The organism is Micromonospora sp. Llam0, assembly GCF_003751085.1.
Lineage (GTDB): Bacteria > Actinomycetota > Actinomycetes > Mycobacteriales > Micromonosporaceae > Micromonospora_E.
In genome coordinates this window covers 452,389-467,091 of record NZ_RJJY01000001.1, presented here as the reverse complement: position 1 = coordinate 467,091, position 14,703 = coordinate 452,389, and the positions used below count along the sequence as shown (strand labels likewise).

Sequence of the window (14,703 nt, the reverse complement as noted above, 5' to 3'; positions counted from 1 at the left end):
CGACGGTTGCGCTGCGACCGCGCCCCCGCCGAGGCGCGCCGCTGCCACTGCTCCTGGTCTCCTTGTGGATACACGCTACGCATCTCCCCGGTCCCGAGACACGGCGCTACCGCCCACGGCGCCTCTCGTCAGGCGCCACGAGCGGTAGCACAGTTGGCTCCCGCCGCCGCGACGGATGCCGCAGATGTAGCGCTCCCCATCAATCACTACCGCAAGGGTAGTTGGCGAAAGCTCCCAGCGGCAGTCCTGAGATCGGGAACCGGGATCAGCGGGCTCAGCTGGCCTGCTTCTCCCGCTTCTCCTTGATCTTGGCGGCCTTGCCACGGAGTTCTCGCAGGTAGTACAGCTTGGCGCGACGGACGTCACCACGGGTCACCATCTCGATCCGGTCGATAGCCGGGCTGTTGACCGGGTAGGTCCGCTCGACTCCGACACCGAAGCTGACCTTGCGGACGGTGAAGGTCTCCCGCAGGCCGGCACCCTGCCTGCGGATCACCACGCCCTGGAAGACCTGCACCCGGGAACGGTTACCTTCGACGACCCGGGCGTGCACCTTGAGCGTGTCACCGGCGCGGAAGTCCGGAAGGTCGGTCCGCTGCGACTGGGCGTCAAGAGCGTCCAGCGTGTTCATCGCTGCATCCTTGGGCTACTCAAGGCGCACCGTCTCGCGGTGCGCGGATGGATGATTCTGATCCCGGGCCGGAACGCGCTACGCCTCAGCTTTCGATGCCTCAACGTTCGACGCCTCCCCGCTGGCGGGATCCTCGCAGCCGGACACGCATGCCCGTCTGCGGCAACCCCACTACTCTGCCACATCACCGGCCGGCAGTTGAAATCCGGCCGCCGCCAGCAGTGCAATGTCTTTTTTGTCAAGTTTTCCGGCCGGCAGTCCGGCGAGCAGATCCGGCCGACGCGATGCCGTACGGAGCAGCGCCTGGTCCCGCCGCCACCGGGCGATCCGGCCGTGATCGCCCGATCGTAGTACCTCCGGCACCTCGCGTCCCCGCCACTGCGGCGGCTTGGTGTAGACCGGCCCCTCCAGCAGCCCGTCCGAGTGGGACTCCTCGACGAGTGATCCGGCGTTGCCGAGCACCCCGGGAATCAACCGGGTCACCGCCTCCAGGATGGCCAGCACGGCGACCTCCCCGCCGAAGATGACGAAATCGCCGAGGGACACCTCGGTCACCGGCAGCGCTGCCGCCGCCTCGTCGATCACCCGCTGGTCGATCCCCTCGTAGCGGCCACAGGCGAAGATCAGTCGAGGCTCGGCGGCCAACCGCTGCGCCATCGCCTGGTCGAACCGCTCCCCCACCGGGGTCGGCACCACCAGCCGCGCGGGCGGCTGTCCGGCGGCGGTCAGCTCGTCCAACGCCGCGCCCCACGGCTCCGGGCGCATCACCATCCCGGCGCCACCGCCGTACGGGGTGTCGTCCACCGTCCGGTGCACGTCGTGCGTCCAGCGGCGCAGGTCGTGCACCTCGACACTGAGCAGGCCGGCCCGGCGCGCCCGGCCGATCAGCGACAGGTCCAGCGGTGCCAGGTAGTCCGGAAAGATCGTGACGACGTCCACCTGCAGCGGCACCGCGCCGGATGGCATCGGGGCGCTCACAGGTCGAGCAGGCCGGGTGGGGCGTCGACGACCACCCGCCCACCGGCGAGATCCACTTCCGGCACGATCGCCCGGACGAACGGCACCAGGGCGGACCCGCCGCCGGGCCGGCGGAGCACCAGCAGATCGGATGCGGGCGCGTGGTCGATCCGGGCCACCTCGCCGAGAACCTCACCGGACGGCGTGACCACCGACAGGCCGACCAGCTGGTGATCGTGGTACTCGTCCGGGTCCTCCGGGGTAGCGATGTCGCTGCTGTCCACGCAGAGCAGTACGCCCCGCAACGCCTCTGCGAGGTCGCGGTCGACAACCCCGGTGAACTGCACCAACGGTCGGCCCTGATGCCAGCGGACCGTCTCGATGGTCAACCGGTCAGGGACGCGGACCAGGGTCGCGCCGGGCGGTGTCGGCTGCTGCGGTTCGCGGGCGGCCGGCACCGCCGCCGGATCGGTGATCAACACCGATCCGGCGGCGAACCGGGTCTCCGGCTCGTCGGTCCGGACCTCGACCGTGACCTCGCCACGGATTCCGTGTGGTCGGCCGATCCGACCGACGATCAACAGCATCAGTACGAGTCGACGATGTCGACCCGCACGCCGCGCCCGCCGATCGAACCGATCACCTGTCGCAGCGCCTTGGCGGTGCGCCCGCCGCGGCCGATCACGGTGCCGAGGTCCTCCGGGTGCACCCGTACCTCCAGGCGCTTGCCCCGGCGCGAGTCGACCAGCCGGACCCGTACGTCGTCGGGGTGGGTGACGATCCCCTTGACCAGGTGCTCCAGCGCGGGCCGGAGGACCATGTCAGGCCTGCTCGCCGGAGCCGGCACCGCTGGGCTCCTCGGTCTTGGCCGACGCTTCGGCAGCCGCCGGCTCGGACTTCGCTTCGGCCTTCGGCGCAGACTTCGCTTCAGACTTCGCTTCGGCCTTCGGCTCGGACTTCTTCTCGGACTTCTTCGCCGGCTTGGTCGGCGTGTCCGCGACGCCCGCGGCGGCCTTTGCCTCCGCCTCGTACGCCGCCTTGCGGTCGGCCCGCTCGGGTGCCACCAGCAGCGGCGGCGGGGCGGGCAGGCCCTTGAACTTCTGCCAGTCGCCGGTCTTCTCCAGCAGGCGCTGGACGGCCTCGCTCGGCTGAGCGCCGACCGAGAGCCAGTACTGGACACGGTCCGAGGTCACCTCGATGACCGACGGATCTTCCTTCGGGTGGTAGATCCCGACGAACTCGATCGCCCGCCCGTCGCGCTTGGTACGCGAGTCGGCGACGACGATGCGGTACTGCGGGTTGCGGATCTTGCCCATCCGCAGAAGCCGGATCTTTACGGCCACGGTTTGTTCGCTCCTGTTGCGATCTTCACCGGCCCCCGAGGGCGGTGCGCGGGTGAACGCCGACCGGCACAGTGGGGTTGGGCCAGAGGCAGCTCGGGTGGACTGGCGACGTGCCCGGGTAGAGGGCGCCGGACACGTACCGGATACCAACACGCTATTGTGCCAGACCCGTGGCGCACCGCCACACCCGGTGGCCCCGGTGGGTCGCCGCCGGCCAGGCCTCCGGCGGTCAGCCGGCGGCCGGCGGGCGGTCCCAGCCGGGCGGCAGCTCGGCCGGCGGCGCCCAGGCCGGGTCCGGCCGGAAGTCGCACCAGGTGCCGTCGAACGGAAAATCCCCTGCCTCGGCGATCTTGATCACCCGCCGCCCCTCGGCCCGTACCGCCGCCTCGTCACGCACCCAGTAGTGCTCCGGGAAGGCGAGCCGCTCGGCGAACTCGTCCTCGTCCTTCCAGACCCAGCTGCGGTCCGGGCGGACCACCACGTCGAGGTCCTGGTCGACCACGTCCACCCCGGCGAGGTCGCCGTCGGCCCAGCGCACGCCGGGCTCTTCGAGGTTGACGTACCAGTTGAGGAAGTTCCCGGCGTCGTCGCGGAACCACCAGACCGAATGGGCGGCCCCGGCGGGCAGGAACTTCAGCACCGGTGGGCCGAGCCAGCGGCCGTGCTTGATCCGGTACGACCGGGTGATCCACTCGGTGAACGGCATCGCTCGCATGCCACGGCCGTCGTCGGCCACCTCGTTGACCACCGGCGACCCCCGGTCGACCCAGACCAGCAGGCCCCGCTCGTCGTCGACGACGACCCGGGCCGGACGGACCCAGCCGAGCCGCCCACGTCGCACATTCCGATGCATGATCAACTGACCCGGCTGAAACCGCATGCTCAACTCCCTCGCTCACCATGCCCAACGACGGCGGCACCGCCCACGAACGGCCCGACGACGGCACCCGCACGAACAGCCCGACGGCGACACCGCCCACGAACGGGCGACACCGCCCACCGACGGCAGGGCGGGGCGTCAGTACGAGCGGGCCAGCACCGCGACCAGGTCGGGCTCGTCGTCGGAGTCGGGCACCGAGCCGTCCGGACGCAGCAGGCAGCGTACGGTCACACCCTGCGCGTTGACCTCGGCCTCGCCCGCCGGGCCGACCACCGACCAGGGCACCCTGGCCCAGCCGGTCGCCGCGGCGGCGACGGCGTCAGCGAGGGTGCCGACCTCGACGGTACGCGCCTGACGCAGCGCCAGCGCCTCGTCGTACAGCCGCTGCTGGTCGGCGTCGAGGGCGTCGCGGACCGCGCCGACCACGTCGGCGACCGGCACCGGGGTCTTCGACCCGTCGGTACGCCGGACCAGCACCGCGTTGCCGGCGGCCAGGTCTCGCGGGCCGACCTCGACGCGTACCGGATAGCCCTTGAGCTCGGCGTCGACGGCCCGGCGGCCGAACGGGGTGTCGACCCGGTCGTCCAGACCGACCCGTACGCCGGCGTCGCGCAGCGCGTCGCGCAGTTTGGCCGCGGCCTCGGCGACCCCGTCGCCGGCCTTGACCACCATGACGTACGCCTGGACCGGGGCCAGCCGTGGTGGCACCCGCAGCCCGTTGTCGTCGCCGTGCACCATGATCAGCCCGCCGAGCATCCGGGTGGAGACCCCCCAGGAGGTGGTCCAGGCATGTTCGACCGCCCGCTCAGCGGAGGTGTAGGTGATGTCGAACGCGCGGGCGAAGTTCTGCCCGAGCTCGTGCGAGGTGCCCAGCTGCAGCGCCTTGCCGTCGGCCATCATCCCTTCGAGGGTGTAGGTGCTGGTGGCCCCGGCGAAGCGCTCCCGGGCGGTCTTGCGCCCGACCAGCACCGGGATGCCGAGCACGTTGACCATGAAGTCCTCGTAGACCTCGTGCAGGATCCGTCGGGCGTAGGCCCGCGCGTCGGCTTCGTCGGCGTGTGCGGTGTGCCCCTCCTGCCAGAGGAACTCGCTGGTCCGCAGGAACACCCGGGGGCGCAGCTCCCAGCGCACCACGTTGGCCCACTGGTTGAGCAGCAGCGGCAGGTCCCGGTAGGAGTCGACCCACTTGGCCATGAACTCGCCGATCACCGTCTCACTGGTCGGCCGGACCACCACCGGCTCGGCGAGCTGCTTGCCGCCGCCGTGGGTGACCACCGCCAGCTCCGGGGAGAAGCCCTCGACGTGTTCGGCCTCGCGGCGCAGGTAGCTCTCCGGGATGAACAGCGGGAAGTACGCGTTCTCCGCGCCGGCCGCCTTGATCCGGTTGTCCATCTCGGACTGCATCCGCTCCCAGATGGCGTACCCGGCCGGCCGGATCACCATGGTGCCGCGCACCGGTCCGTTGTCGGCGAGCTGCGCCTTGGCGATCAGATCCTGGTACCAGCGGGGAAAGTCCTCCGCACGAGGTGTGAGCACGCGGGCCATGACCGGACATCCTATGCGCCGCCGGTGACGGCTGCGCGCCGCACCCGCCGCAGCCGACTCAGGGCCGCCCCGGCGACTAGGTCAACGCGGCACCGGCGACCGGGTCAGCGCAGCACCCGCCCACGCAGGATGATCCGCTCGGGTGCGCGGACCACCCGCAGGTCGGCACGCGGGTCCGCCGGGTACACGACCAGGTCGGCGAGCCCGCCCTCGACCAGGCCAGGAAAGCCGAGCCAGTCCCGGGCGCCCCAGGAGGCGGCGGCCAGCACCGCCTCGGCCGGCATGCCCGCCTCGGTGTGCAGGGTGAGCATCTCGTCGGCGGTCCGGCCGTGGGCGATGCCGCCGCCGGCGTCGGTGCCGACGAAGATCGGTACGCCGGCTTCGTGCGCGGCGCGTACCACTTCGGGGAACCTGTCCCGCAGGCTGATCATGTGGGTGGCGTACCGGGGAAACTTCTCCCGGGCCCGGTCGGCGATCCCGCCGAACGTCGCGATGTTGATCATCGTCGGGATCAACGCGGTCCGGTGCCGGGCCATCTCGTCGATCAGGTCGGGGCTCAGCCCGGTGCCGTGCTCGACCGAGTCGACCCCGGCCCGGACCAGGATCCGCACCGCCTCCTCGTCGAAGGTGTGCGCGGCGACCCGGGCACCGGCCCGGTGCGCGGTGGCGATGGCGTCGGTCATCGCCTCCGCCGACCAGGCCGGGGCGAGGTCTCCGGCGGACCGCTCGATCCAGTCGCCGACCAGCTTGACCCAGCCGTTACCCGCCTTGGCCTGCTCGGCCACCGTGTCGGACAACTGCTCCGCCGGCACCTCGACGCCGATGTCACGCAGGTAGCGCCGGGGTGGCGCGACGTGCCGGCCGGCGCGGGCCAGCCGGGGCAGTTCCGGTTCGTCGTCGAGTTGCGGGTACGGGTACGGCGACCCGGCGTCGCGCAGCGCCAGCACACCGGCGTCCCGGTCGACACCGGCCAGCCGGCGGGCGTCGTCGAGCGAGCCGATCGGTGCCCCGCCGAGGGCGATGCCGATGTGGCAGTGCGCGTCGACCAACCCGGGCAGGATGAAGCCGCCGTCGACCACGGTGGTCGCACCGGGCACCGGGTGCAGCGTCACCCGGTCGCCGATCAGCCACAGGTCCCGGGTCCGGTCCTCGGGCAGTACGACCCCGCGGACGTGCAGCGGCACGGGCGCGGGGTCGACGACGCTCAGCCCTTCTCCCGCTTGTTCAGCTTGTTGAAGTCGATCTTGGGGAGCTTGAAGCCGGGCGGCAGACCGTCGCCGCCGCCCAGCGCGTTCGGGTCGAGGCCGGGCGGCAGTTGCGGCATGCCGCCCGGGAAGCCGGCCGGCACCCCGCCGCCGCCCCGCTGCCGGGCACCGCCGCCGCGGTTGCCGCCCTTGTTCCCCTTGCGCTTGTTCTTCGGCGACTTGGTCGCCTTACGCCGCCCGCCACCGGGCAGACCCATCATCCCGCCCATCTGCTTCATCATCTTCTGCGCCTCGGCGAAGCGGTTGAGCAGCTGGTTGACGTCCATCACGGTGACCCCGGAGCCGTTGGCGATCCTGGCCCGGCGCGACCCATTGATGATCTTCGGATTGGTCCGCTCGCCCGGGGTCATCGAACGGATGATCGCGGTGACCTTGTCGAAGTGCTTGTCGTCGACCTCGGCCAGCTGGTCCTTCATCTGCCCCATGCCGGGCATCATGGCCAGCACGTTGGCGATCGGCCCCATCCGGCGCACCGCGATGAGCTGATCGAGGAAGTCCTCCAGGGTGAACTGCTCGCCGCCCATCAGCTTGGCGGTCATCTTCTCCTTCTGATCGGCGTCGAAGGCCTGCTCGGCCTGCTCGATCAGAGTGAGCATGTCGCCCATGCCGAGAATTCGGCTCGCCATCCGGTCCGGGTGGAAGACGTCGAAGTCGGACAGCTTCTCACCGGTGGAGGCGAACAGAATCGGTTCGCCGGTGACCTGCCGGACGGACAGCGCCGCACCGCCGCGCGCGTCGCCGTCGAGCTTGGACAGCACCACGCCGGTGATGCCGACGCCGTCGCGGAACGCCTCGGCGGTGCGGACCGCGTCCTGACCGACCATCGCGTCGATGACGAAGATGACCTCGTCCGGGTCGACCGCGTCGCGGATCGCGGCGGCCTGGGCCATCATCTCGGCGTCGATACCGAGCCGGCCGGCGGTGTCGACGATGACGACGTCGCGCGCCGACCGGCGGGCGTGCTCGATCGACGCCTTGGCGACGGCCACCGGGTCGCCGACCCCGTTGCCCGGCTCCGGGGCGAAGACCTCGACCCCGGCCCGACCGCCGAGGACCTGCAGCTGGCCGACCGCGTTCGGGCGTTGCAGGTCGGCGGCGACCAGCAGCGGCTGGTGCCCCTGCGTCTTGAGCCAGTTGGACAGCTTGCCGGCGAGGGTGGTCTTGCCGGAACCCTGCAGCCCGGCCAGCATGATCACCGTCGGCGGCTGCTTGGCGAACCGGAGCCGGCGGTGCTCGCCGCCGAGGACCCCGACCAGCTCCTCGTGCACGATCTTGATGACCTGCTGGGCCGGGTTGAGCGCCTGGGAGACCTCGGAGCCCCGGGCGCGCTCCTTGACCCGGCCGATGAACGCCTTGACCACCGGCAGCGCGACGTCCGCCTCCAGCAGCGCCAGCCGGATCTCCCGGGCGGTCGCGTCGATGTCGGTGTCGGTGAGCCGCCCCTTGCCCCGGAGCTTGCCGAAGATCCCGGACAGTCGATCACTCAAAGTGTCAAACACGACGCAACATCCTGTATGTCGATCCGGCAGGGCAACTCACGGCGGTGTCGGGACGTGACTCCACCCGACCTGGCAAGCCTAGCCGCCGCCCGCACCGGCCGCTTCCGCCACTCCAGCGCCCGCTTCCGCCACTGCGCCGCCCGGTCATCCGGCGGCGGCCAGCACCGCGGCTTCCAGCCGGGCCCGCTCGGCGTCGTCCGGGCCGGCACCCACCAGGTAGAAGGCGTCGACCACGTCGCCGCCCAGGGTGGAGATCCGGGCCGCCCGCACCTGGGCGCCGGCCTCGTCGAGCGCGCTGGTCACCCGGTAGAGCAGACCGGCCGAGTCGGCCGCCCGCAGCTCCAGTACCACGGCGTCGGTGGCGGCCTCCCGGTGCCACACCACCCGAGGGTCGGCCCCGGTCCGGCGGGCGGCGAGCGCCCGGCCCCGCAGCCGCTGGGTGACCGACACGTCACCGGTGACCGCCCGCCGCAGGTCGGCAATGAGCGCGATGGTGTCCGGCGGGGTGCCGTACCGGGGCTGGACCCGGAACTCGACCAAGGCCCGCCCGTCGACCGTGGAGGCGTCGGCGGTCAGCACGTCCAACCGGTGCAGGGCCAGGCAGCCGGCGACCGCGGCGAGCAGGCCGCGCCGGTCCGCGGCGGCCACCGCGACTCGGTCGTCACCGTCGATGTGTACGGCCGGCAGCGGACCCGCCACCAGCGCCGGATCGGGTCGCGGCAGCTCGGGCAGCACCCCGGTGTCCAGCGCGGTGTGCACCCGGCGGACCAGTTCGGCGATCAGCCGTCCCTTCCAGTCCGACCAGGCCGCCGGGCCGGTCGCCAGGGCATCCGCGCGGGCCAGCCCGTGCAGCAGGCCGAGCGTGGTGGTGTCGCCCACCGCAGCGGCGACCTGGGAGATCGTCACCGGGTCGCTGAGGTCACGCCGGGTGGCCACCTCCGGCAGCAGCAGGTGCAGCCGGACCAGCTTGTCGATCATGTCGACGTCGACCGGCGGCAGCCCGATCCGGGCGGCGATCCGCGCCGCCACCGGCGCGCCGACCGTACTGTGATCGCCGGGCAGTCCCTTGCCCACGTCGTGCAGGAAGGCGCCGAGCAGCAGCAGATCGGGGCGGTCCACCTCGCGGGTGAACGCGGTCGCCTCCTGTGCCGCCTGAACCAGGTGCCGGTCCAGGGTGAACCGGTGCACCGGGTTGTGCTGCGGCAGGCTGCGCATCCGGGGCCACTCCGGCAGCCAGCCGTCGACCAGCCCGTACCGGTCGCAGGTTTCCCAGGTGGGCACCAGACCGGGACCGGCGCCGAGCAGGGTGATCAGCGCGGCCCGGGCCGCGTCCGGCCACGGTGCCGGCAGCGGCGGGCAGTACGCGGCAAGCCACTCGCAGGTCGCCCGGGCGATCGGCAGCCGGCTGGTGGCGGCGGCCGCCGCGACCCGCAGCGACAGGCTGGGGTCCGGGCGGGCGCCGATCGCCGTCCGGGCGAGGACCAGTTCGCCGTCGTGTTCGACCACGTCGCGGGCCACCGGCCGGCGCACCGGTGGTCCGCCGCCGCGCCGCCGGCCCGAGCGCAGCCGCTCGGCGCTGCGCCAGGCGTCGTCGAGGGCGTGGGTGATGGTGCGGGCGTCGGAGGCGACCCGGCGCAGCAGGGTGTCCGGGTCGTCCAGGTCGAGCAGGCCGGCGACGGTGGCGCGCTCCTGGGCCACCAGCCGGTCGACCCGTCGACCGACGGCGACGTGCAGCGCGTCTCGGGTGTCCAGCAGCCGCAGGTGGGCCGCGCGGGCGGCCGGGCGCATGCTGTCGGCGATGCCGGCCAGCGCGATGCCGCGCAGGATCCCGACGTCGCGCAGCCCGCCGGCGGCCTCCTTCAGGTCGCCTTCCAGCAGGAAGGCGAGCTCGCCGTGGGTACGCCAGCGGGCCTCGGTGACCTCGCGCAGCGCCGGCAGCTGGCGGACGGCGGTGCGCCGCCACTGGTCGGTCGCGGCCGACTGCAGCTCGGCGGTGAGCTCCCGGTCGCCGGTGACGTGCCGGGCGTCGAGCAGGCCGAGCGCGACCTTGACGTCGTCGTGGGCGACGGACAGCGCCTCCGGCAGGGTACGCACCGAGTGGTCCAGCCCGAGGCGGGCGTCCCAGATCGGGTACCAGAGGCGGGCGGCGATCTCGTCCATCCCGGCGACGCCACGATGGAGCAGCACCAGGTCGAGATCGCTGTACGGGGAGCACTGCAGCCGGCCGAGTCCGCCGACCGCCACCAGGGCGATACCGGTCAGCCCGGCCGGCATCAGCGAGGTCAGCCAGACATCGAGCGCCGCCGCCCGGTCCACGCGGGCGGCGGCACCGATGCCGTCGGACAGCGACGGGCCGGGGCCGGCCGCGAAACGCTGCCGGACCCCGACTCCGTCGGTCATGCGTTCTCCTCTACCCGGTTCAGCGGGCTCGCCGGCTCAGAGCGCGTCGAGACCGCGCTCACCGGTGCGGACCCGGATGACGTCCTCGACGGCCGTCACCCAGACCTTGCCGTCGCCGATCTTTCCGGTACGGGCCGCCGTGACGACCGCGTCGACGACCTTCTCGACGTCGATCTCGTCGGTCAGCACCTCGATCCGGATCTTCGGCAGGAACTCGACGGTGTACTCGGCACCCCGGTACACCTCGGTGTGGCCCTTCTGACGTCCGTACCCCTGGACCTCGCTCACGGTCAGCCCGGCGACGCCGAGGGCGTGCAGGGCCTCCTTGACCGCGTCGAGCTGGTACGGCTTGATGACCGCGGTCACCAGCTTCATGTCTAACCCCTCCATCAGGGAACGTTATCCGGCGACCTTTTCGCTGACCGGAGCGGACTCGCCCGAACCGGCGGGCGCCTTCCCGATGCCGGCGGCGGCGAAGCCACCACCCGAGGTGCTGCTGAACTCGTACGCCGCCTCCGCGTGCTCGGCGGTGTCGATGCCCTCGACCTCGGCGTCGGCGCTGGCCCGGAAGCCGATGGTCTTGTCGATCGCGAAGCCGATGATGTAGGCGACGACGAACGAGTAGACCAGCACCGCGACCACACCGAGCGCCTGCAGACCAAGCAGGTCGATGCCACCGCCGTAGATGAGTCCGGCGTTGCCCTCGCCGGCGAGCACCTCGACGGCGAGGAAGCCGATCAGCAGCGAACCGATGATGCCGCCGACCATGTGCACGGCGACCACGTCGAGCGAGTCGTCGTACCCGAGCTTGTACTTCAGGCCGACCGCCAGGGCGCAGACGGCACCGGCGATGATGCCGAGCGCGATCGCCCCGAGCGGCTCCAGGAAGGCACAGGCCGGGGTGATGGCGACCAGACCGGCGATGGCACCGGACGCGGCACCGAGGGTGGTCGGCTTGCCGTCGCGGAACCACTCGACGACGATCCAGCCCAGCACGGCGGCAGCGGTGGCCACCTGGGTGTTGATGAAGGCGACGGCGGCGGCGCCGTCGGCGGCGACCGCCGATCCGGCGTTGAAGCCGAACCAGCCGAACCACAGCAGGCCGGCGCCGAGCAGCACCATCGGCAGGTTGTGCGGCTTGAACTTGTCCTTCGGCCAGCCGACCCGCTTGCCCAGCACCAGGGCCAGCGCCAGCGCGGCCGCACCGGCGTTGATGTGCACCGCGGTGCCACCGGCGAAGTCGAGCACGCCCAGCTCGCCGATCCAGCCACCGCCCCAGACCCAGTGCGCGACCGGGAAGTAGACCAGGGTGGCCCACAGGCCGGCGAAGAGCAGCCAGGCGCCGAACTTCGCCCGGTCCGCGATCGCACCGCTGATCAGTGCGACGGTGATGATCGCGAACATCATCTGGAAGACGACGAACAGCAGGTCCGGGATGCCGCCCTCGCTGCCCGACTCGAGCATGCCGCGCAGGCCGGCCATGGAGAGGTCACCGGTGACGCCGCCGACGTCGGTGCCGAAGGCGATGCTGTAGCCGTAGAAGACCCACAGCAGGCTGACCAGGCCGATCGCGCCGAAGCTCATCATCATCATGTTGAGCACGGACTTGGACCGCGTCATGCCACCATAGAACAGCGCCAATCCGGGCGTCATGAGCAACACCAGGGCGGCTGAAGTCAAAATCCAGGCGGTGGCACCAGAATCTAGTTCCGGCACGCTGCCTCCTCTCAGTTGGAAACATAACCGGCTCCAAGAGGCAGCATCGCCCGCTCGCCGGTTGCGCGAAGCTTGCTGGGCAGCTGTTTCACGCAGGGTGCCCGTGCCGTTTCCAACACGTGACGGGTTGTTTCCAACATGTGAAGAACACTTCACTATCGCCAGATCAGGCAGGGTCATATCAACCGAATAGCCACCGCCGGCTGTCCGGAAGACGACAGAACTCGTCACCCGTACCCGGACCACTGCCGCCCCGGCCCGCGACCGGTCAGCGCAACCGGCACTCGCCACCTGTCAGCGCAACGCGTACTCCAGGATGTGCCGTTCGTAGTCGAGCAGCCGCAGGTCCCGCATCGGCCGGCGGAGATGGCCCTTGTGCACGATCCGGACAAACGCCGGATCTCCGGCGGCGGCCATCCGCCGGATCCCCTCCACATGGTCGACCACCCGCTTGCGGATGGTCCGGACCAACCGGTGCCGGTCGCGGGGGATCAGCCCGTACGCGTCGGCGAACAGCCGCAGCCGACGCGGCCGGTCCGGGTGCCGCCAGCCCAGCGTGTAGGAGTCCCGGTCGGAGAAGAGCGGCACCCAGGTCCACGCGGCATAGGCCACGTCGTAGATCCGCGCCCCCGGCGACGCCAGGTCGAAGTCGATCAGGGCGAGGGTGCCGTCCGGACGCCAGATCACGTTGTGCGGGGCCGCGTCGTGGTGACAGATCACCTCGGTGTCCGGCGGCGGCGGGCCGAACGAACGCCAGACCGCGCTGCGCGGCGGATTGAACCCGTACTGGGCGTCGTGGAACATCCGCAACATGGTCGCGACGGTGACCAGCGCCTCGTCGCTGACCCAGTGCGGCGCCAGCGGATACTCGCCGCACTCCCCCTCGACGTAGGAGAGGACCTCGCGGTTGCGTTCGTCCATGCCGAGTGCCCGGGGCGAGCCGGTGAACCCGACGTACTCCAGATGCCGCAGCAGCGCGTGCACCGAGGGGGTCCACGGCCCGACGTTGCGCCGGACGGTGTCGCCGACCCGCACCACGGTGCTGACGTTGCCGCCGCGCAGTGGGATCTCCTGCTGGGTCACGTACGGTCTCCCGAGACGTGGCTCCTGATTGCGGTACGTCACCCGAGGCTACGCATCCATTCCACGTGGATCGGCGCCCATCAGGGCGTCGACGAACTGCGCCGGATCGAACGGGGCGAGGTCGTCCGGACCTTCGCCGAGACCGACCAGTTTGACCGGAATGCCGAGCTTGCGCTGCACCGCGATGACGATACCGCCCTTGGCGGTGCCGTCGAGTTTGGTCAGCACCACCCCGGTCACCTCCACCGCCTCAGTGAACACCCGGGCCTGCTCCAACCCATTCTGCCCGGTGGTGGCATCCAGCACGAGCAGTGTCTCGTGCACCGGACCATGCTTGCTCACCACCCGCTTGACCTTGCCCAGCTCGTCCATCAGACCGATCTTGTTCTGCAGCCGGCCGGCGGTGTCGATCAGCACCGCGTCGATCTTGGTGTCGATGCCCCGCTTCACCGCGTCGAAGGCGACACTGGCCGGATCCGCGCCCTCCGGGCCGCGGACCACCTCGGCACCGACCCGGGAGGCCCAGGTGGTCAGCTGGTCGGCGGCGGCGGCCCGGAACGTGTCGGCGGCACCCAGCAGCACGGTACGGCCATCGGCGACCAGCACCCGGGCGATCTTGCCGCAAGTGGTGGTCTTCCCGGCCCCGTTGACCCCGACGACCAGCACCACGCTCGGCTCGCCGCCGGTGTTCAACGCCCGGTCGAGCTGCGGGTCCAGCGCGGCGACCAGCTCCTCGGTGAGCAGCGTCCGCAGCTCGGTGGCGCTGCGGGTGCCGAGCACCCGGGTACGCTCCCGCAGCCGGTCGACGATCTCCCGGGTCGGCTCGATGCCGACGTCCGCGGTGATCAGGCTCTCCTCGATCTCCTCCCAGACCTCCTCGTCCAGCCGGTCCCGGGAGAGCAGATTCAGCAGCCCCTTGCCGAGCAGGCCCTGCGACCGGGACAGCCGGGTCCGCAGCCGGACCAGCCGCCCGGCGGTCGGCTCCGGGCGTTCCAGGGTCGGCGGGGCCGGCGCCACCGGCTCCGCGGGTGCCTGCTCCGGTTCGGCCGGCGGCGCGACCGGGCGGTCCTCGACGGCGATGCCGACCGGACGCTCGCCGTCGACGTCGGCCGGTGGGCGCTCCTGCGGCTGGTCGCCGCCGAGCGCGGTCGGCGGCGCCGGCGGCAGCGGTGGCTGCCGGCGCAGCCGGGGCACCACCAGCCCGAGACCGGCGAGCAGCAGCACACCGAGCAGGATCGCGGCGAGGACGAGGTAATCCATGCGGAAATCCTGACAGATGGCCGCGACCGCGTCCCGCCCACCGCACCCATCGGTGACACCCACCCCCCGGTACAGTGTCGCCGTTCGGCGACCAACCCCCGCCACCTGTGTCGCCGGCCGGCTA

Annotated in this window: 14 protein-coding genes; all 14 read right to left on the bottom strand. The window is 71.6% G+C overall.

Annotation, left to right across the window (positions count from 1 at the left end; genetic code table 11):
* Positions 1 to 274: 274 nt before the first annotated feature.
* The 14 genes from rplS to ftsY all read right to left on the bottom strand — a co-directional run bounded on the left by rplS (position 275) and on the right by ftsY (position 14,579).
* Entirely contained in the window at positions 275 to 631 is a 357-nt protein-coding gene (gene rplS / locus EDC02_RS02170) for a 50S ribosomal protein L19 (RefSeq protein ID WP_123600497.1), read from the bottom strand.
* Between the two features lie 171 nt (positions 632 to 802).
* Positions 803 to 1,576, bottom strand: coding sequence for a tRNA (guanosine(37)-N1)-methyltransferase TrmD (gene trmD / locus EDC02_RS02165; protein WP_123604410.1), 774 nt, complete (start codon positions 1,574 to 1,576; stop codon positions 803 to 805).
* Positions 1,577 to 1,605: 29 nt separating this feature from the next.
* Positions 1,606 to 2,172 (bottom strand): ribosome maturation factor RimM, encoded by a 567-nt coding sequence (rimM, locus tag EDC02_RS02160; RefSeq protein ID WP_199757788.1) that lies wholly within the window; start codon positions 2,170 to 2,172, stop codon positions 1,606 to 1,608.
* Between the two features lie 2 nt (positions 2,173 to 2,174).
* Positions 2,175 to 2,435, bottom strand: coding sequence for an RNA-binding protein (locus tag EDC02_RS02155; RefSeq protein WP_199757474.1), 261 nt, complete (start codon positions 2,433 to 2,435; stop codon positions 2,175 to 2,177).
* The gene (gene rpsP, locus EDC02_RS02150) at positions 2,410 to 2,931 is read right to left on the bottom strand and encodes a 30S ribosomal protein S16 (RefSeq protein WP_123600494.1); all 522 of its coding nucleotides are present in this window, start codon (positions 2,929 to 2,931) and stop codon (positions 2,410 to 2,412) included. The genes EDC02_RS02155 and rpsP overlap by 26 nt, the downstream gene beginning before the upstream one ends.
* Positions 2,932 to 3,160: 229 nt before the next feature.
* A complete protein-coding gene (locus tag EDC02_RS02145) occupies positions 3,161 to 3,811 on the bottom strand; it encodes a DUF402 domain-containing protein (RefSeq protein WP_123600493.1) in 651 nt (216 codons plus the stop codon).
* 138 nt (positions 3,812 to 3,949) lie between these two features.
* On the bottom strand, positions 3,950 to 5,356 hold the full coding sequence (gene proS / locus EDC02_RS02140) for a proline--tRNA ligase (protein ID WP_123600492.1): 1,407 nt from the start codon (positions 5,354 to 5,356) through the stop codon (positions 3,950 to 3,952).
* 104 nt (positions 5,357 to 5,460) lie between these two features.
* Positions 5,461 to 6,540 (bottom strand): amidohydrolase family protein, encoded by a 1,080-nt coding sequence (locus EDC02_RS02135; RefSeq protein ID WP_123600491.1) that lies wholly within the window; start codon positions 6,538 to 6,540, stop codon positions 5,461 to 5,463.
* Between the two features lie 20 nt (positions 6,541 to 6,560).
* Positions 6,561 to 8,120, bottom strand: a complete 1,560-nt coding sequence (gene ffh / locus EDC02_RS02130) for a signal recognition particle protein (RefSeq protein ID WP_123600490.1) — start codon at positions 8,118 to 8,120, stop codon at positions 6,561 to 6,563.
* A 144-nt stretch (positions 8,121 to 8,264) separates the two neighbouring features.
* On the bottom strand, positions 8,265 to 10,520 hold the full coding sequence (locus tag EDC02_RS02125; RefSeq protein WP_123600489.1) for a [protein-PII] uridylyltransferase: 2,256 nt from the start codon (positions 10,518 to 10,520) through the stop codon (positions 8,265 to 8,267).
* Between the two features lie 36 nt (positions 10,521 to 10,556).
* Positions 10,557 to 10,895, bottom strand: coding sequence for a P-II family nitrogen regulator (locus EDC02_RS02120; RefSeq protein ID WP_199757473.1), 339 nt, complete (start codon positions 10,893 to 10,895; stop codon positions 10,557 to 10,559).
* Between the two features lie 24 nt (positions 10,896 to 10,919).
* Positions 10,920 to 12,173: an ammonium transporter gene (locus EDC02_RS02115; RefSeq protein WP_233605694.1), complete on the bottom strand. Its 1,254-nt coding sequence runs from the start codon at positions 12,171 to 12,173 to the stop codon at positions 10,920 to 10,922.
* Between the two features lie 357 nt (positions 12,174 to 12,530).
* A complete protein-coding gene (locus EDC02_RS02110; protein ID WP_199757471.1) occupies positions 12,531 to 13,361 on the bottom strand; it encodes an aminoglycoside phosphotransferase family protein in 831 nt (276 codons plus the stop codon).
* A gap of 6 nt (positions 13,362 to 13,367) precedes the next feature.
* On the bottom strand, positions 13,368 to 14,579 hold the full coding sequence (gene ftsY, locus EDC02_RS02105; protein ID WP_123604408.1) for a signal recognition particle-docking protein FtsY: 1,212 nt from the start codon (positions 14,577 to 14,579) through the stop codon (positions 13,368 to 13,370).
* Between the last annotated feature and the right edge of the window lie 124 nt (positions 14,580 to 14,703).